The sequence below is a fragment of the Halalkalibacter suaedae genome (assembly GCF_017939705.1).
GTDB classification, from domain to species: domain Bacteria; phylum Bacillota; class Bacilli; order Bacillales; family Bacillaceae_D; genus Halalkalibacter; species Halalkalibacter suaedae.
Window position 1 is genome coordinate 253,374 of record NZ_JAGKSQ010000004.1, and the last position, 18,610, is coordinate 271,983.

The following is an 18,610-nucleotide window of genomic DNA, read 5'->3' on the forward strand; positions in this document are numbered from 1 at the left end:
GACTGCCGGACTACCATTGGAGGTGAACTTGTATTGTATTATAAAGAATGTGGAAATGAGAATTCACCATTGATGGTTTTCATTCATGGTGGCGGAGTGAGTGGTTGGATGTGGGATCGGCAAATCGAATACTTTGCTTCAAAGTATCACTGCTTAATTCCTGACATGCCTGAACATGGGAAAAGTAGAAACGGATTACCCTTTAAGATAGATGAAACAGCTGTAGAAATTAATAAACTAATTATAGAGAAATCTAATGGGAAGTGTGTGATAGCAATAGGTTTCTCGTTAGGTGCTCAAGTGTTAATAGCTATGCTTAGTCAAAAACCTACTCTAATTGATTTCGCTATGATTAACAGCGCTTTAGTAAAACCAGTTCCTTTTGCTAAAGCTTTAACGAAATCGATGCTGTTTGCTTTTCCGCTAGTCAGAATCCGTGCATTTTCTAATATTCAAGCAAAGTCAATGTACTTAGATGGTGAATTTCAAGACATTTATTACGAAGAGAGCTGTCAACTAAAAAAGGATGCTTTCACAAGAGTTATGTACGAAAACATGTCATTTATGATACCTGATAGTTTCAAGAATGCGACTGGTAAGATATTAGTTACCGTAGGGGAGAAAGAGAGAAGAATGATGAAAGACTCCATGAAAGAAATTATTGAAAGTCATCCTAATAGTAGAGGTCTTATCTTTCCGAATATAGGTCATGGTTTTTCTTTAGCGAACCCTTCAAGTTTCAATGCCACATTAGAGGATTGGCTTGAAAATAATGGTGTTAGAGATAATACAGATGATACCTTTCAAAGTGAATGAATACCAACGTACAACATCGATTTATATTAGTAGGTGTTTTATGGGAATTAAAGGTCAAAAAAAATAGCAAACAAAGGAGAGACATATGGAATCTAAGTTAATTATCATCAGAGGAAACTCTGGAAGTGGGAAAACAACGATTGCGAAAAGTCTCCAAAATCACTTTGGACATGGAACCCTATTGGTGTCACAAGATAACGTCCGTCGTGATATGTTGAAGGTTCATGATAGAGAGGGAAATTTTTCAATTGATCTGATTCGTCAAATTACAGAATACGGTAAGGATAAGTGTGAAGTTGTTATTGTGGAAGGGATTTTAAATCAAAGTCGTTATGGTGAGATGCTGAGGTACTTAATTCAATTCTTCAATGGAAAAGCATATACTTATTATTTCGATTTATCGTTTGAGGAAACGGTAATACGTCATAATTGTCGTCCGAAAAAGATGGAATTTGGAGAAGATTCTTTGCGTGCTTGGTGGAAGCCAAATGATTATCTTGGGGTGGTGGGAGAGGAATTGTTAACTAATGATATGTCACATGAAGATATTTTGGAATTGATCTTGAATCAATGTGGGAGGGATTAATATAAATACTTATTAGTGTTTTCATCTCCACCAGACATTCTTTACATAATCTATATATTTGTTAATTGTTATACCCCTTAAAGTTGGGATGTATAGGAGTAGTACTACACAAACATCCCATTTTTCTCTATTTGTTACAAAAAATTTTATGTTTATGTATCACTTTATGATATATCTATAGACATATATATCATAAAGTGATACATTTGCTTTAATACTTATATCGTTTTGTGATATATCATAAAATGATACCAGGGGTGATTAATTGAAAACGGATGAGCAATTAACGGATTCGATGTTTTATATTATGGCTGCATTAACGAAACCAAGGCATGGTTACGCTATTATGGCCCTAATTGAGGAAAAAACAAAAGGAGCAATTTCGATAGGTCCTGCTTCAATGTATACAATTATTAAGAAGTTATTAAAACAAGAGTGGATTTATTTATATGATGGATCAGTACCAAGACGTAAAACCTATTTGCTCACTGAGAAGGGCAAGGAAGTATTGGAAGCAGATGTGAAGCTAAGAAAAGTGATGATTGAGTTAGCGGAATTAGGATTAAAGGAGGTTTGAGAATGAGGAGAACTAAGTATGTGATGTCGGGTGGATTAGCTTTTTCTGAGGATAAGGATATGAAGAAATTAAGACGGTTTTCTTTGAAGGGCTGGCATGTTAGTGACCTTAGTTTTCTAGGTTATACGCTTGAAAAAGGGGGAAGCACCGATTATATCTATAGTGTAGATTATCGTTCACTAGCGGAAGGAGAAGAAGATGAGTATTTTGATTTTTTCTCTTCCTCTGGATGGACACATATTACATCAGAAGGATATATTCACTTATTTCGAGCAATCCCCGGTACAAAGCCTATTTATAGTGATAGCGCGACAGTAGTTGAGAAACATGATAACTTAGGAAGTTCTATGAAGTGGCTTGCCATTTCATTGGTTTTCTTAACTATTCTCGTATGGATTGGTGCATTGAATAGCACGGTCACAATACAAAAGACACTGCACGTAATAGCTGTAATTCTAACTGTAATAACCATTCCAATGACAATGACTCTGTTAGCGATATACAGTAATAAATGGGGAGCTGAAGGAAAGAAGGGCTTAGCCAAACTAATAAAAGTTTCATTTTTTATTATTGCCATTCTTTTTATTTTGTTTGTAGCCGGTGACTTAAGTGAAGGAATTGCCACCGTAAAAAGTATGATAATTGGAGGGATCGTTCTTCCAACAGCTATCTGGATCCTTATGTCCCTCTATCATAAATGGATCGGAAGAAGAGCCTAGCTTAGGAATGTAAATCGAAATAAGTAATATAGATTGAGAGAAGTATCTAGAGAAATTGAGATTAAGCGAGGAGGAAAATAAGTGGAAGTCTTTTTGAAAGTAGATCATCTAAACAAATCATTTAAAGGTAAGCCGGTCCTTAGAGATATTTCATTTGAAGTGAATAAAGGTGAGATCATGGCAATTCTTGGACCGAATGGGGCTGGGAAATCTACGACCATTCGTAATATTATGGGGATTATGTATCCAGATGAAGGAGCCATCACATTTCAGGGGAATAGGGAAATTCCCCGCAACAAGGTTGGCTATTTACCTGAAGAACGTGGTCTTTATAAAAATGTAAAAGTAATGGATATGCTTATGTATCTAGCTGAACTTAAGGATTATCCATTGAAAAAAGCTAGAGAACGGGTACTTACCTATCTAAAAAAATTCGGATTAGAAGGAAAGGAAAAAGCTTCTATCGAGGAGTTATCTAAAGGAATGGGGCAAAAGGTTCAGTTTATTGCTTCTATCTTACACGAGCCAGAGTTTTTAATTCTAGATGAGCCTTTTTCCGGATTAGATCCAGTGAGCCAAGAATTAATTAAACAAGAAATACGAGACTTAGCAGCAACTGGTACTGCCATTCTATTATCCTCACATCAAATGAATGTAGTAGAGGAAATGTGTGATCGCTTGTTCTTGATCCATCGCGGTCAGAAGGTTATTTATAGCACGTTAGATGATGTGAAAAAAGAATATGCTAATTTCAAATGTACTATTAAAGGAACAATAAGATTGGAGGATGTAGAAGGGTTACCTGAGGTGCAACGGATCGAACAGAAGGATGATACGACTGTGATGTATCTAACTAAGGATGTTCAAGTAGCTTCTTGGTTGAAGAATTTACCGGAGCAAATAGACATAAAGGAATTGTCTATCGATCGCATTTCCCTCCATGAAATTTTCATAGATATTGCTATGGATAAGAATATGTTGAAAGAGGGGGCAGGGGCAAATGCGTAATTCAATGAAGGTTGCAAAATGGGAAATGAAAAGAAATTTGAAAAATAAATCGTTCCTCATCGGACTATTCTTAACACCTGTGCTATTTTTAGGATTTATGTTAATAGGGAGTCTGTTTGGGGGTTCAGAAGCTGAAGATGAAATAACACATGTGCTCGTAAATGACCAACTTGGAGTTTTAGACGCACTAAACGAATCTGTCGCTTTACTAGATTTAGCAATAGAGTTGGAATCTACTGATAAAAGTACTGAGCTAATAACAGAAGAAATAATAGATATGGAGAATACGGCATTTATTATGCTTGATGAGTCTTCTCTTGAGAGCGGCGTTTTCTACGTCCATATGAGTGAGGAGATGAATCCTTATTTTATCAATCAAATTCAAGCATTAACTACACCTTTAAAAACATTACAAATGAAGCAATTGGGTCTCTCCGATGAAGAGTTAGCTGTTATTTCAAAAGAGATGGCATTTGAGGAAGTAACTGGGGATGAAAATGTGATGGAGGGTGAAGAGGCGGGCTCTCCACTTGGAACCGATGTGATTAAGCGGGCAGTACCTGGGGCGTTTGGTGGTATTATCTTACTATCAATTGTGTTTTCAGGGATGTACATTTTTCAAAGTGCTTCACAAGAGAAGAAGGATAAAGTTGCTGAAATCATTTTATCCTCTCTTACACCTGGGGAATTGATGCAAGGGAAAATCATTGGTTATTTTGGACTTGGAATGATCCAAGCGATTGTGTTTTTAGGATTTACGATGCCGATTGCTGCTTGGAAGCTTGAGATTCCTTTATTTGAGTATTTATTTGTTCCAGAACTTCTATTATATGTAGCTTTAGCTCTTCTGGGATACCTGTTGTTTGCTGCACTTTTTGTTGGTGTCGGGGCAACAATGGCGGATATCTCTGCCGCTGGTAATTTTCAAGGGATGGTCATGATGCTGCCTTTCCTACCATTTATCTTTATTGGACCGGTAGTGGGTGAACCGAACGGCCTATTTGCACAGATTGGTACATATATACCTTTTACAGCACCGGGAGTATTACTATTGCGGCTAACGATGCTGGATAATTGGCCTTGGATCGAAATTATCATTTCACTCGCTATTTTAGTAGTAAGCATCTGGATCTGCATGAAACTTGCTGGTAAGATTTTTAAGATAGGGATCCTAATGTATGGTAAAAATGCTACACCACAGGAAATTTGGAAATGGATTCGTGCTTAATGAGGGAAGTTCCTTATATACCTAAAGAATTTAGCAAATATGATCCTAAACGTAAGGAGGAGAAGACCTGTGGAAAATATTCTAAATAAACTAGTAGATTTGATTAACAGTAAGCAAGAAAAAATCATTATTGGGATTTCAGGACATGGTGCATCTGGAAAAACCATGTTTGCCCGTAAGCTTATAAAGCTATTGGAACACGAGGAAGTTAGTTATATCAATACAGATCCATATATAATCGGCTCCCATCTTAGGAAGCATACATCGATAAACTATGATTATATGAATGAACAACATCAAGGTAAAATGACAGCCTGTCACCCTGCTGCACATAATATATATGCTTTAGAGAGAGACATCCAAATGATGAGAGCTGCTTTAGATTTCTATACAATAGGTACTCATTATTCTGAAAGTAAGTTCATTTCTTCCCAAAATAGAGTAAGTATTATCGAAGGGATGACTGTCGCTTTCACAGATCCAGAATTATATGATCTTCGGATTTACTTGTATACAGATGGTGAAACTGAGCTGATGAGAAGAGGAATACGTGATGTTTCTGAAAGAGGAACAGATCTAAATTACTTAAGAAATTCTCATGATGAACGTAGAATTCAGTATGATTTATTTATGCATCCATTTCATCAGAACTTCGATTTAGTGATAAAAAACTCAAATGAAAACTATACACTTGAAAAAGATTGTTTTAAATAATTTTCAAAACAGTACATGTATATCAAACGGTGAGGCTGGGACAGAACTAAGTGGCTAACTGAAATTCCGAACTAGGCAATTGCGTAGCGGATGAAATATACGTAGACTCCTGCGGGATGATAAAGCCAAAGGTGAGACCCCGCAGGCGTAGACGAGGAGGCTCACCGGCTTCCCGCGGAAAGCGAAGTATATTTCAGGAGCGGTTACATCCGCCAACGACCATTGTTCGGATTTTCTTTTAGTTAAATCACTTTTGTCCTAGCCTGTTTTTTTATTATGGAAACTTTTGTTAAAAAAGGTTAACAGTACCGCATTACTGTGGTATTATGAATATAATTTTTTAGAAGAGGTGAGTTAGTTGAGTAAAGTTGAGCAGAGTAGAAAATTAGATTTAGAGCGAATTATTTTTATTGGTAGAACCTTTGAAGAGTATGTAGACATGTTCTTGCTTTCAGAGGATGAGCTGCAAGGAAAAAAGATACTCGATTGTCCAGCAGGTGCTTGTTCATTTACGGCTGTTGGCAACGAATTAGGATTAGACATCACAGCTTGTGATATTGCTTATTATCATTCAGGTGAAGACCTGAAGAATAAAGGTCTTCAGGATCTGGAGCACGCAATGGCAAGTATGGCTAAAGCGAAAAATAATTACAAATGGGATTATTTCGGGGATATAGACGGTCTTAGAAACCATCGTCTAAGTGCCTTACAGAATTGTGCTAAAGATATGCAGGAAAGTAACGAAAAGTATATTGCTGTAACATTACCTTCCTTACCGTTCAAGAATGAAGAATTTGATATTCTACTCTCGGCACATTTTCTATTTATGTATGCAGATCGATTAGATTATCAGTTTCACATAGAAACGATAGATGAGCTATTAAGGGTTACAAAAGAGGAAGTTCGTATCTTTCCTTTAGTTGATTTAGAAGGGAAACGCTATGAGTTTTTAGATAATGTAGTTGATTATCTTGCAGAAAAAGGATACGTAGTCGAAGAAATTAAAGGTAGGTATGAATTTCAGAAGAATGCAAACTCAATGTTGAAAATCACAAAAAAGTAAAATGACGACAAAGAAAACGTTCAATAGTAGAACGTTTTTCTTTGTATTTAAAGGTGGTTGGAGAAGTGGATTTAGAAAAAACAACGATTGAATATGAAAAATATAGACATGGGTATCCTAAAGAATTGTTAAATCGATTAAAAGGTTATGAGATAGGGTTAAAGGAACAAAGGATACTTGATATCGGAACATCGAATGGAATATTTGCTCGAGATCTTGCTAGGAACGGCAGTGAAGTAATAGGAATTGACCTTTCATCAAAGCTGATTGAACAAGCGGAACGAATTAATTTTGAAGATAAGTTGCCTATTAAATATCTAGTAGGAAATGTCGAGAACCTCCCTTTTGAAAGCAATTCTATCGAAGTAGTTACAGCGGCATACTGCTGGCATTGGTTCAATAAGCTAAAAGCTGCAGAAGAGGTTATACGAGTATTAAAACCAAATGGAAGATTAGCAATCATAAACTATGATTGGCTGCCGCAAACAAATATATCTTGTTATACAAATGAATTAATTCAGGAGTTTAATCGCAAATCTACAAGTAAAGATAAATTAGCGATGTACCCGGAGTGGATTGAAGAGCTTCATTCAACAGGATTTACATCAATTGAAACATTTTCATTTGATGTAAATGTGAATTATACGACTGAGTCTTGGATAGGAAGAATTCAAGCAAGTCCTGAAATTGGTGGAGCACTTTCTAAGGAAGAAATGGGATGTTTTAATCAAAAGCTTGAAACATTTCTGGAGCATGAAGTTATGGAAGAAAGTTTTGATATCCCTTATAGGATTTTTGCGATTATAGGGCTGAAAAGATGATAAGAAAATATTTTAAAAAGCTATTAGTGTTCAAGACAAAGTATGTCCCTCAGAGCTTGAAAAATAGTTTTAGGTCTTTAGTTTAAAAGAATGTTTTTTTGCTAGTGGAAGTTTACCATTAGGAACATATCAAGCCTTTATTAGGGAACAATTGAACTGAAATTACCATATAAGCTTGTGAGGCGGTCGAATTGGTGAATATAACTGACAATGCACGAAAGTACTTAGATTCTCTCGATTTAGATTTAAAGAAACCAACTTATGATTATTTAAAACAAATTTGTGTTGCACATTTAAATACGTTCCCCTTTGAAAATATTAGCAAACTACTATATTTCAAGAAGCATAATTATACTAACTTTGAACTACCTTCCTTTGAGTTGTTTATTAATAATCATAGAGATTTCAACTTTGGAGGTACTTGCTATACGTTAAACTCAAATTTAATGATTTTATTAAAGGGAATAGGATTTAGCTGTTACCATGTGATGCTTGGAGAAGAACATATGGGGATTATAGTGGAAATTGAAAATGAACGTTTTTATGTTGATTGTGGTGCTGCAGCTCCTATCTTTAAGCCTGTTAATTTTGAAAATGATGATAAAAATATCTCCTCTTTTGGTAAGGATGTTGTAAATATAGTACCTGTCGATTCTAGCAGAAATACATATAATTATGTTCGTTATACCAACGGCAAACAAAATGGGAAGAACTGGGTATTTAATTCGGTAAAAGAAACTAAAATAGAGCATTTTAATGAGGTAATGAAACGAGCTAATCAACCTAATGCTCCTTTTATGACTATTCTGCGATGCCAGCTATATCAGACTCACAAGCATAGAAGTGTTTCCTTAGTAAATAATAAATTCTCTATACGTTATTCGAGTGGTGAAATCGATCTAAAAGTCTTGTCAACTCCTGAAGAAATAAGTTCAGTTCTATCAGAGGAATTCGCGTTACCTAAATTACCTGTAACAGAGGCTATTGAAGTATTAGAGCTGTTAAATGTAGATATATTCAAATAAGACATGCAAATCGTTAAAGATCAGATTTTTCAATGAATTATATAGAAAATTGGGGTTGGATTCCTATGAATACATATAAAAATTTAATTAAAGTTACTGCTTATATAACCCGAGTAAAAGACGGGAAAGTCCAATTACTTGTAATGTTAGAAGAGGGGATGGAATCGTATGGACTTCAAGTCCCAGGTGGCACTCTGGAGCGAGGGGAAGGATTAGAGGATTGCTTGCTCAGAGAAATCTATGAAGAGGCTGAACTTACCAAGTTGAAAATAAAATCATACCTTTGGGAGCACCAATATACATTAGAGGAGAAGAAAACGAATATTACACGTCACTACTTTCATTTAGTACTTGAAGATTGTCAGGATCATTTCACTGTAGTTGTTCGTAGCCAGGATGAAGATAATGGCTGGATATATCATTATGAGTGGATCGATTTAGATAGAGCAACCATACCTGAACTTGGTGGTCATTTAGGATTTGGACTAAGGAAACTATATGACTCATTATTTAATCTTAATTCAGTAGAGCCTGATTGAAGTCTGATATGTGCTTAACCTTTCTAAAAAGTAGATTAACACTTTGAATTTATTAAAAATTGTAAGGAGTGATTATATGAAATTTGTTCTTCTATTCGGGCCGCAAGCAGTCGGGAAAATGACGGTGGGTCAGGAGTTAGCTAAAATAACTGGTTTGAAGCTTTTTCATAACCATATGACTATTGATTTAGTTGCACCACTATTTGGTTTTAATTCAGAGATGTGGAGATTAGTAAATTTATTTAGAACAGAAATTTTCGAGTCAGTAGCTAAGAGTGACCTTGAAGGATTGATCTCTACCTATGTGTGGGATTTTGACTTGGAAGCTGATTGGAATTATGTTCATGAGGTTTGTGAGATTTTCGAATCTAGGGGAGGGACTGTTTATTTTGTAGAACTTGAAGCTGATTTGAATGAAAGACTTGAGCGGAATAAAAGCCCAAATAGACTAGAACACAAGCCTACAAAGAGAAACATCGAATGGAGTGAAAAGGAACTTAAGGAAACGGCCCAAAAGCATAGATTGAATTCCTTAGAGGGTGAAATCCAAAGAGAGACTTATATAAAAATTAATAACACTCATTTAAGTGCAGAAGAAGTAGCAGGAATTATTAAAGCGAAATTTAATATATAAAAATGGGAATGTAGCAATAAAGCAGGTATGTTGATATTAATTTTTTTCTAGATAGTAAAGAGGTGTGTCACTTATGATACCAGCAAAATACGGGAATCTATTGGCAGATATTCTAGTTCCAATTGATACGAAGCAGTACAATTGGTATGTAGCAACTAGCGAGTGCATTGTAGAACATATTTCTCTAAACGAAGACTTATTACCAGAGCTACAGCTGAAAGGTAGAGAGTTAGACGAGAGAATAAAGAGAAGGCCCTATTATATTAACTTTATTGATCTAAAAGCATTTCCGGTTGGAGATGAGGTTCATGACATAGAAACATATGAAGATTTTCTTGAAAGTAAAAGTGAGGTTGTGTTATTAATTGCGGATACAGCCTACACCACAATTTACTGTAAAGATAAAGACACAATAAAGAAGGTATTTGAAAATACCAGGAACTTTGGATTTGAAAATGTTGAATATATAACAGATGAAAATGACAGCAGAACTAGACTAGCTGTTTACTAGGGTGTAGCGATAACTAAAAAGTATTCCAACGTCGGATACGTTCTTGTAATGAAAGCAGGAGCGTTTTTTCTATTCTAATTAAAACCCACTATGTAAAGCGAAATGATCTTAGGGCTCACAATGGAGCTGTACTTTCGTTGATGAAATGACCTCTTCATGTATTAGAATTACTTCTCTAGTTCCTCAAGCAACGATTTTCCTCATAACTAAAGCTACTTAATTTCGCCTCACTCATACAACCCATTCCCATAAATACTCACCAAATTATGAATAACGTCATCCATTGCATACTTCTCTTCATTATGAACGAGCTCCCACATATACATTTCATTTGAATAGAACCAGCCTCTAGCAACGAGAGATGGATCTAGATTCTTTTTGGCTAAGTCATTTTCTTGTGCGTAGGCAATATCGATTGAGATTCGATTGATAAATCGTTCTCTAATTTTATACCATGCCTGGTCGATGTCAGCCGAGACTCCAATTGCTTCCTTCACGATCATCATCATGTTTTTTTCTTCGACCGCAAGTGTTAGGAAAAGGTGCACTTGGTTTTTGATCAACTCTAATGCTTCATTCTTGGATTGCGGTTTGAATGGAATTTCAGCGACTTCATAGAACCGGTTCATCAAATCATCCATTAGGATCATAAACAGTTCATCTTTATTTTTGAAATAGACATAGGCCGTACCGTAACCTGTATTGGCTTTTTTGATGATTTGGGCGATGGTTGTCTTTTGAAAGCCATTTTCTAGAAAGGTTTCTTGCCCTGCTTCAAGAAGCTTCTTTCTTGTTTGTAATGCTTGCTGTTTTCGTGGAGATAGCTTGTCAATTGAGTCTATCATGATTTCATTCCTTTCATAATGCAACGAATCCATTGTATTCTCACTTAGTGTTACCTTAGTTTACAAGTTAATAAATGTTATGACAACTTATATCATAGTCGGGAGAGATAGTTCATAATTTATATTGACATGGTGTCATTGACTTTGTGTCAATGGGAGATATATACTTTCCTTAATAATTAAAATAGTTTGAGAGGTTGGTTGCAATGGCTGAATTTGATCACAGGATTGACTATGCGAAAAGACTAGATAAGCATGATCCTTTGGCGAGGTATCGTGCAGAATTTTACACAGATAACACAGGGATCTACCTTGATGGAAATTCACTTGGTCTACTTTCGAAAAGAGCAGAGGCATCATTGCTGGACGTATTAGATTCCTGGAAGAGGTATGGGATTGATGGTTGGACAAATGGAGATAATCCTTGGTTCTATTTGTCAGAAAAGCTAGGGGATCAGATGGCACCGATTGTAGGGGCAAATCCTAATGAAGTGATTGTAACGGGTTCGACAACAGTGAACCTTCACCAATTAGTGTCTACGTTCTATCAGCCAAATGATCGACGAACCAAGATTCTAGCGGATGAATTAAATTTCCCTAGTGATATTTATGCGTTGAAAAGTCAGTTGAAATTAAAAGGCTATGACCCGAGTGAGCATCTTGTTGAGGTGAAAAGTGAAGATGGTCATACACTTCGGGAAGAGGATATTATCGCAGCGATGACAGATGATATTGCACTTATTGTCTTACCTGGTGTGTTATATAGAAGCGGGCAAGTATTAGATATGGAGTTATTAACAAAGGAAGCTCACAAACGAAACATTGTGATTGGGTTCGATCTTTGTCATTCGGTTGGATCGATCGTCCATGAGTTAAGTGCATGGGATGTTGATTTTGCTTTTTGGTGTAATTATAAGCATTTAAATGGTGGGCCTGGAAGTACGGGTGGGTTGTACGTGAATCAGAGACATTTCGGTTCTGAGCCTGGTCTTGCGGGTTGGTTTAGTTCAAGAAAAGACAAACAATTTGATATGGATCATGAGTTAACTGCAGCAGAGCATGCGGGTGCCTTCCAAATAGGGACACCAAATTTGTTCAGTATGGCACCGATCATTGGAGCGCTATCAATGTTTAATGAAGTCGGGATGGAACAAATACGAGAGAAGTCACTTAAGCTGACAAGCTATTTTATGCAGTTAATCCAAGCTGAGCTAGCTAAGTTTGGTCTCGTTATACAGAATCCAATCGACGATCATAAACGAGGTGGACATATCTATTTAGAACATCCAGAAGCTGCTCGCATTTGCAAAGCATTGAAAGCTGAGGGAGTCATCCCAGATTTTCGAACACCAAATGGGATTCGCTTAGCACCAGTTGCTTTGTATAACACATTTGAGGATGTATGGAATGCAGTTCAAATATTGAAAGATATCATGGAAGAAGAAAAATATAAAAAGTATGAAAATAAACGAGGAGTCGTCGCCTAACAATGACAACAAATAAATGGATTGATATCTCACAGCCGTTAACAAATACAATTGCCCACTGGCCAGGCGATACAGCCTTTTCCTACGAAACGACGTTCACAAAAGAGCAGACAGGTTCAGTTAATATCGGAAAAATCACAACAAGTCTCCATACCGGAACTCATATCGATGCCCCATTTCATTTTAAAAATGACGGTGAAAGAGTGCTTGATCTAGATATTAATTTATATGTAGGGCCAGCTAGATTAATTGATGTGTCAGGCAATGACAGAATTGATGCTGACGTATTAAGGACGTTCGATTTAACAGGAGTGTCGAGACTACTGTTAAAAACGGTTACGCATAGCAACTCAACGGTTTTTCCAAAAGAAATCCCTTATCTATCAGCAGATATTGCATCTTATATAAAGGAAAAAGGGGTTCGGTTACTAGGTGTGGATGTTCCTTCAGTTGATCCGTTAGATAGCAAGGATATGAAAACACATCATGCCCTATACGAGCATGGTATTCATATTCTGGAAAATATTGTTGTTGAGCATGTTGAAGAGGGTAATTATGAATTAATTGCTCTGCCGCTACCGATTCAAGATGGCGACGGGAGCCCAGTACGTGCGGTGCTAAGACAGATTTGATTTAAGGGTTAAGGGGGATCTAAAAAATGAGTGAAATACGACAAGTTGAGAATGCGACGAGCTCAGAAAAGCAGCTTCATACTGATTTCACAAACAACATGACATATGGGGAATACCTAAATTTAGATAAAATACTATCTGCTCAAAATCGATTGTCAGGTCATCATGATGAAATGTTATTCATCGTGATTCATCAAGTAAGTGAATTATGGATGAAGTTGATCCTTCATGAAACACAAGCAGCAATTGCATCAATTGAAAAGGACGAATTAGCAACAGCACAAAAACGACTAGCAAGAGTGTCGAAAACACAATCACAAATCATTCAAGCTTGGGACGTTCTTTCAACGATGACTCCATCTGAATATCTCGAATTTCGTGATTCCCTAGGGCAAGCATCAGGATTTCAATCATACCAATACCGCATGATCGAGTTCGCATTAGGCTATAAGACAGATCATGTCTTGAAAATCTATCAAAAAGATCCGGAGCTTCATGCTAGCTTAAAAGAAGCATACGAAGCAAAAAGCCTATATGATGCCGCAATCTCAGCATTACATCGAGCTGGCTTACATATAGATGATGAGATTTTAAATCGAGATGTAACGAAGAGCTATCAAGATAATGAATCTGTGCGTTTAGCATGGATGGAGGTATATCGAAACACAGATACCTACTGGGAGCTATATGAGTTAGCTGAAAAGCTAGTTGATCTAGAGGACTGGCTGCATCAATGGCGCTTCCGCCACATGAAAACAGTAGAAAGAGTGATTGGATTCAAAACAGGTACAGGAGGATCATCTGGTGTTGGTTATTTGAAGAAGGTATTAGATCAGAGGTTTTTCCCAGAACTGTGGGCGATTCGAACGGAACTATAGTTAAAGGTTGGATGAGAGAGGAATCAGAGCGTGATGTGCTTTGGTTCTTTTTGATTTTATAGTGTTTATCATGACATTTTACCTTCTAAATGAGTCATTTGATTGAAATGCTTCAATTAAATCTGTTCAGTGGTAGATAAATTATGAATTCTCTGAAATAGAATGAATTTTCCAACCCTCATCTGTCTTATCTAATATTATCTCTCCATGAAAAAATGTTTCTTTATTGGTTTGATCTTCATACATTAGCCTGTATTTTACTATTGAATAATATGACTTTATTTCTGACACTTCTAATTCCAACAAATGAATATGACCAAACTTACTAATATTTTTTATAATAGATTCTTTACTGCCATATGTTTGCGAAATAAAATAGTCATTTAGATGCTCAATATATCCGTCTGCATCTTTTTCATTCATTGCAGTTACCATTGATCTTACAACATAAATGATCCTTTTCTCTTCAGAGGAATCAAGCCCTGTAGAAAGAAATAAAATGGTAACGATCATGCTAATTAGATGCTTATGTTTCAATTTTTTGCCCCTTCTCTCAATCGATTTATCTATGGAATTAGTATTGAACTAGAACGGCTAATTATTACCTATTACATAAAGTTCTTTCAACACTCAGTTTTGACATTAAGATTACGGAACGATTTAGAATAAAGAACTGTATTACCACTTGGACTTCCTTTGAATTCGCCTAGCATTGAAAAATGGTCCCTGTATGAATTTGGCTGCAACATATTGGTAATTTATCATTAAACAGTATGTTTTTTGAAATAGCGATTGAAAATAAAATATTTGAAGGATATTCTTATCTCCATTTGGATAATTTAAAAAAAGAGTGATAATTCAAATCGAGGTGAATTCACTAATGACATCTAGACGCCACGTATTATTTAATCTAGCGATGATCATTATTCCATGGTCTTCAATGATATTTATAGGCAAGCGTACTATCAAACGATATTCTTTGGTAAGTGTTATCATAGGTGTTTTTCAAATTATAAATCATATCTATGGACGCAATAAGAACTGGTGGAAGTTTTATGACAAGCCAAAATCATTTATAAGAGATGAACTTCCTTTTGATATTGGCCCCTATCTTCCTCTTTCTATGTGGGTACTTAAATTATCGTATGGAAACTTTAAATTGTTTGTGTTGCTCAACGTTCTTATTAATGGACTCTTTGCATTTCTCTTCATGCCATTTCTAAAGAAAATTAAAATCGTTCGTTTGCACCGAATAAATTATTTTCAATTCTTCATTTATATACACTATAAAGCGTATCTTTTGTACGGAGTGCAATATTTATTAGAGAAAAAGAATGTAAGGAATTAGTATGGTTATCATACAAATTAATTTGCGTTAAACATCACAATACCCTAAAATACAAAACATCCTCAATCCATCGGTATAACTGGAATGGGGTTTTTTTTATATTTATGGATTAAGTTTGTAAGTGAGATTAACCATAATACGATGGAAAAGTGGTCAAATCTATCCTCTTTTTTATGTTTCTCAGAAAAATTCAACCACCACGAATAATAGAAATCGATTAAAAATACTTTCGATATAATTCTTGTCGAAGTCGCCCGCTAAGCTGGGCATAAATGCGTGTCGTCTCCGTTTTTTCGTGGCCAAGTAAACTTTGTATGACATCAATAGGTGCCCTTTGTTTAACAAATGAGTGGCATAACTGTGTCTAAGCTGATGGGGGTGGATGGATTTATCAATTCCTGCTCGGCATGAAATCCGTTTGATGATGTATCTCATTTGAGCAATGCTCATTCGGTGAGGGGAACGCTCTGTCACAAATATAGCCGGATCATGATCTTTACGGTTGTGAATGTAACGCTTTAACCAAATGTCTGCACGAATGTTAAAGTAAACTTCCCGTTCTTTATCGCCTTTTCCTCTTACAATAGCGGAACGATTGGACCAGTTAATACAATTCTTGTCTAGAGATACAATCTCACCAATACGGCAGCCAGTTGAAAACATAAACTCAAATAGTGCCTTTTCGATTGGTATTTTACAAGCTTCCCTAAGATGTTCAATCTCTCTTTCTGTAAGGAACTTCGGGATTCGCTTTCCAACCTTGGGCTCCTTAATCTTAGAAGCTGGGTTTGAAGGAATATGGCCCTCTTCATGTGACCATCGAAACAATGATCGCATGAAACGAATACGATGAGATAGGCTGGAAGGTTTTAAGTGTTCGCTTGATTCGGCTAAGTACTCTTTTAGTTGATTAGTAGATAATGACTCAATGGACACATCATCAAAATAACGTATGAGAAGGCCTGATTGGAGTCTGTATGCTTTTAGGGTTTGAGAAGAAAATCCTTCGATTCGTTTATCAGATTCATAGGTTTTGTATGCTTGTGATATGAGCATGATGATTCCCCCTGTACAAGTCTTTATAGAGGAATTATTGACACTTTTTTTCTGAAGAATACAAAGTTGTCAATAAAAAGGGAATAAATGTTAAGATATAATAGATAGGTGTTGTTCTTCAACTAACGGGGCAGGTTTGTTCAATAGGTTGGTTGTGTTTTATGGTAAAATAATGGTAAAGGTGATTTTTTAATGGGGGATAATTTGAATAAGTTATTTGGCACTTTTAAGAATATGTTCTTGGATTTATTTTGATTGTAAAATAGCATATGTAGTTATAGTAAAACTTATCATTCATTTATGATGTAAAGGTTAAAGGAGAGGAGTAAATGGGGTATCTATTACACACTGCACTTCACTTTTTAGTAGGTGTAAGTATTTCATATTTATTGTTTAACAAGGATTTCTTATCGAAGAAAAAGCGAAGTATAGTGTTTTTGTTTGGAGGGGTATCTGCTGTTTCGCCAGATGTAACAAAGTTTTTTGGCGATTTATTTGGTCACTCAATTTTTTCGGTACCACTATTTGGCTTACTATTTACAATAATCTTTCGAATATTTATTAAAGATTTTTCATTTGTTAAAACGTGGTTTATTTTTTCAATAACTGTTTTAATTGGTCACATTTTTATAGATTATATTGGAAATGGCGTAGCCTTCCTCTTTCCGTTTGTTAAAAGTGAATTTGATTTTCATATAATCGCCAGTGTTGATTTTATTATTACAACCACCTTACTTATTAGTGTTATTATTGGATTTTTAAATAAAAAAGGTAAAGCAATTATTCTAATGGGTACTATAATCATCTGTTTATATTTTGGCTTTTTATCAATCTCTAAAGTTCAACTGGAACATACATTAAAAAGTAAATATGATGCTAATAAAATCGAGTTACTACTTACCTATCCAAGTTTTGGGAAAATGGGTTCATGGGATTTCCAGGTGAGAACTAAAGAGGTGTGGGTAAATGGATATTCTTCTATTTATAAACCGAAAATACATATTGATAGCGAAAGAGAAGTAGATTCGTAATTTAATGCCTTCAACTAACTAGGATAGTTCCTACAATGGGTACTTTTCACGAAAATAAGATTAATGTTAGGCGAAAGGAGGGAGAAAGGTTTTATAAGAGAGATAAAATTGTAGTGGGGACAGATTCGAAAATATATTATTGAAAATGGTTATTTATTGGTGTTTATTTTGATAATAGGTGTATGTTTTGTAACTTACAATCGACTGTTGCCATAGAACAAATTATGGAAACTCTATGGTAAAATAATTGTAAGGAAGGAGGGAATGTATTGAAGTTATATAAAATTATTTTCTCTTTATCGGTGTTCTTATTTTTAATTTGTATGGCGGCTTGCTCTTCAAGACCTGATTTTGAATTGTATAACGGTAATCCTCTTAATATTGCAATAATTGGAGAGATACCAGAAGTAAAAGAAGACCAAATTAGTTTTGAAAAAATTGATTTTGACTATCTCCTAAAAGAGGATATAAAATACTATGATGCTGTATTCATAACAAAAGAAAACTTATCTGAGGCTTCTGAAAGTCGATATGCAGAGGTGTATCTAAATTCATATTTACCATTTTTCTTTATAGAGGCTACAACTTCTTATCGCCCGTTCATTGAAAAAGACTTAACTTATGAGGATGATTTAGATTTAAAAGAGATTAGCAATCACTACGCAATAGGTTTTCTCTCTTCTGATGAGGGAGAAGATAAATATTGGTATTATGGGTTATACAATAACAAGGAAAGTCCTGAAAATATTAAGGGAATGTATTCAAGAATTTTCTCAACCACAGAGGATAGTCAGTAACATTATTGGGTTAACTGAGAGGCTTAATTTAAATAGGGATAATTTAATTCAGCTGCAATCTGCAATCATAGCTATCATCTGCATAATTAACCATTTATTTATTTGGATATTTATGTAAATACTTCGTTTTTATGGATCGCAACAATTATAACTGTATTGTCTGGATGGGATTATTTAGTCAACAGTAAAGACATTCTAATAAATCTTAAAGAAAAGTTGTTGAACTAACTTGGAGCAATCCTCATGGAAGAAGGAATTGTCCTTTTTGTTATTGAAATATAGGTACAGGATTTTT

Annotated in this window: 20 protein-coding genes and 1 pseudogene; 18 read left to right on the forward strand and 3 right to left on the reverse strand. The window is 35.4% G+C overall.

Translation table 11 applies throughout. The features are described 5' to 3' along the window. Window positions 1-72 precede the first annotated feature (72 nt). The 13 genes from J7W16_RS11510 (at window position 73) to J7W16_RS11570 (ending at window position 10,241) form a co-directional block, all read left to right on the forward strand. Window positions 73-816: an alpha/beta fold hydrolase gene (locus J7W16_RS11510; protein ID WP_210597642.1), complete on the forward strand. Its 744-nt coding sequence runs from the start codon at window positions 73-75 to the stop codon at window positions 814-816. An 85-nt stretch (window positions 817-901) separates the two neighbouring features. Then, entirely contained in the window at window positions 902-1,402 is a 501-nt protein-coding gene (locus J7W16_RS11515) for a kinase (RefSeq protein WP_210597452.1), read from the forward strand. A gap of 265 nt (window positions 1,403-1,667) precedes the next feature. Further along, on the forward strand, window positions 1,668-1,979 hold the full coding sequence (locus J7W16_RS11520; protein ID WP_210597453.1) for a PadR family transcriptional regulator: 312 nt from the start codon (window positions 1,668-1,670) through the stop codon (window positions 1,977-1,979). A gap of 2 nt (window positions 1,980-1,981) precedes the next feature. After that, window positions 1,982-2,698 carry a DUF2812 domain-containing protein gene (locus J7W16_RS11525; protein ID WP_210597454.1) on the forward strand — a complete coding sequence of 239 codons (717 nt, stop codon included), beginning with the start codon at window positions 1,982-1,984 and terminating at the stop codon, window positions 2,696-2,698. Window positions 2,699-2,779: 81 nt separating this feature from the next. Continuing rightward, complete coding sequence (locus J7W16_RS11530; RefSeq protein ID WP_210597455.1) at window positions 2,780-3,706, forward strand: ABC transporter ATP-binding protein; 927 nt, start codon at window positions 2,780-2,782, stop codon at window positions 3,704-3,706. Beyond that, complete coding sequence (locus J7W16_RS11535) at window positions 3,699-4,934, forward strand: ABC transporter permease (protein WP_210597456.1); 1,236 nt, start codon at window positions 3,699-3,701, stop codon at window positions 4,932-4,934. The genes J7W16_RS11530 and J7W16_RS11535 overlap by 8 nt, the downstream gene beginning before the upstream one ends. Before the next feature lie 69 nt (window positions 4,935-5,003). Further along, window positions 5,004-5,648 (forward strand): uridine kinase family protein, encoded by a 645-nt coding sequence (locus tag J7W16_RS11540; protein ID WP_210597457.1) that lies wholly within the window; start codon window positions 5,004-5,006, stop codon window positions 5,646-5,648. A 358-nt stretch (window positions 5,649-6,006) separates the two neighbouring features. Next, a complete protein-coding gene (locus tag J7W16_RS11545) occupies window positions 6,007-6,711 on the forward strand; it encodes an SAM-dependent methyltransferase (protein ID WP_210597458.1) in 705 nt (234 codons plus the stop codon). Window positions 6,712-6,776: 65 nt separating this feature from the next. Then, window positions 6,777-7,532: a class I SAM-dependent methyltransferase gene (locus tag J7W16_RS11550; RefSeq protein ID WP_210597459.1), complete on the forward strand. Its 756-nt coding sequence runs from the start codon at window positions 6,777-6,779 to the stop codon at window positions 7,530-7,532. Window positions 7,533-7,726: 194 nt separating this feature from the next. Beyond that, window positions 7,727-8,557: an arylamine N-acetyltransferase gene (locus tag J7W16_RS11555; protein WP_346726923.1), complete on the forward strand. Its 831-nt coding sequence runs from the start codon at window positions 7,727-7,729 to the stop codon at window positions 8,555-8,557. A gap of 65 nt (window positions 8,558-8,622) precedes the next feature. Then, window positions 8,623-9,096, forward strand: coding sequence for an NUDIX domain-containing protein (locus J7W16_RS11560; protein ID WP_210597461.1), 474 nt, complete (start codon window positions 8,623-8,625; stop codon window positions 9,094-9,096). 76 nt (window positions 9,097-9,172) lie between these two features. Further along, window positions 9,173-9,730 carry a DEAD/DEAH box helicase family protein gene (locus J7W16_RS11565; RefSeq protein WP_210597462.1) on the forward strand — a complete coding sequence of 186 codons (558 nt, stop codon included), beginning with the start codon at window positions 9,173-9,175 and terminating at the stop codon, window positions 9,728-9,730. 64 nt (window positions 9,731-9,794) lie between these two features. Further along, window positions 9,795-10,241: a DUF2691 family protein gene (locus J7W16_RS11570; RefSeq protein WP_346726924.1), complete on the forward strand. Its 447-nt coding sequence runs from the start codon at window positions 9,795-9,797 to the stop codon at window positions 10,239-10,241. A gap of 227 nt (window positions 10,242-10,468) precedes the next feature. Here J7W16_RS11570 and J7W16_RS11575 read toward each other — a convergent pair whose 3' ends face one another. After that, the gene (locus J7W16_RS11575; protein WP_210597464.1) at window positions 10,469-11,086 is read right to left on the reverse strand and encodes a TetR/AcrR family transcriptional regulator; all 618 of its coding nucleotides are present in this window, start codon (window positions 11,084-11,086) and stop codon (window positions 10,469-10,471) included. Between the two features lie 206 nt (window positions 11,087-11,292). Between J7W16_RS11575 and kynU the strand changes: the two genes are divergently transcribed. The 3 genes from kynU to kynA are packed head-to-tail and all read left to right on the forward strand — an operon-like array spanning window position 11,293 to window position 14,083. Beyond that, on the forward strand, window positions 11,293-12,573 hold the full coding sequence (kynU, locus tag J7W16_RS11580; RefSeq protein ID WP_210597465.1) for a kynureninase: 1,281 nt from the start codon (window positions 11,293-11,295) through the stop codon (window positions 12,571-12,573). A gap of 2 nt (window positions 12,574-12,575) precedes the next feature. Continuing rightward, a complete protein-coding gene (kynB, locus tag J7W16_RS11585) occupies window positions 12,576-13,205 on the forward strand; it encodes an arylformamidase (RefSeq protein ID WP_210597466.1) in 630 nt (209 codons plus the stop codon). Window positions 13,206-13,231: 26 nt separating this feature from the next. Next, window positions 13,232-14,083, forward strand: a complete 852-nt coding sequence (gene kynA / locus J7W16_RS11590) for a tryptophan 2,3-dioxygenase (protein WP_210597467.1) — start codon at window positions 13,232-13,234, stop codon at window positions 14,081-14,083. A gap of 141 nt (window positions 14,084-14,224) precedes the next feature. Here kynA and J7W16_RS11595 read toward each other — a convergent pair whose 3' ends face one another. Both J7W16_RS11595 and J7W16_RS11600 read right to left on the reverse strand, forming a co-directional pair. Continuing rightward, a complete protein-coding gene (locus tag J7W16_RS11595; RefSeq protein ID WP_210597468.1) occupies window positions 14,225-14,620 on the reverse strand; it encodes a hypothetical protein in 396 nt (131 codons plus the stop codon). A gap of 1,028 nt (window positions 14,621-15,648) precedes the next feature. Then, window positions 15,649-16,487 (reverse strand): annotated as a pseudogene (locus J7W16_RS11600) (tyrosine-type recombinase/integrase). A gap of 329 nt (window positions 16,488-16,816) precedes the next feature. Here J7W16_RS11600 and J7W16_RS11605 point away from each other — a divergent pair. Together J7W16_RS11605 and J7W16_RS11610 are read left to right on the forward strand one after the other, a co-directional pair. Further along, window positions 16,817-17,518 carry a metal-dependent hydrolase gene (locus tag J7W16_RS11605; RefSeq protein ID WP_210597469.1) on the forward strand — a complete coding sequence of 234 codons (702 nt, stop codon included), beginning with the start codon at window positions 16,817-16,819 and terminating at the stop codon, window positions 17,516-17,518. A gap of 269 nt (window positions 17,519-17,787) precedes the next feature. Next, on the forward strand, window positions 17,788-18,315 hold the full coding sequence (locus tag J7W16_RS11610; protein WP_210597470.1) for a hypothetical protein: 528 nt from the start codon (window positions 17,788-17,790) through the stop codon (window positions 18,313-18,315). Window positions 18,316-18,610: the final 295 nt, after the last annotated feature.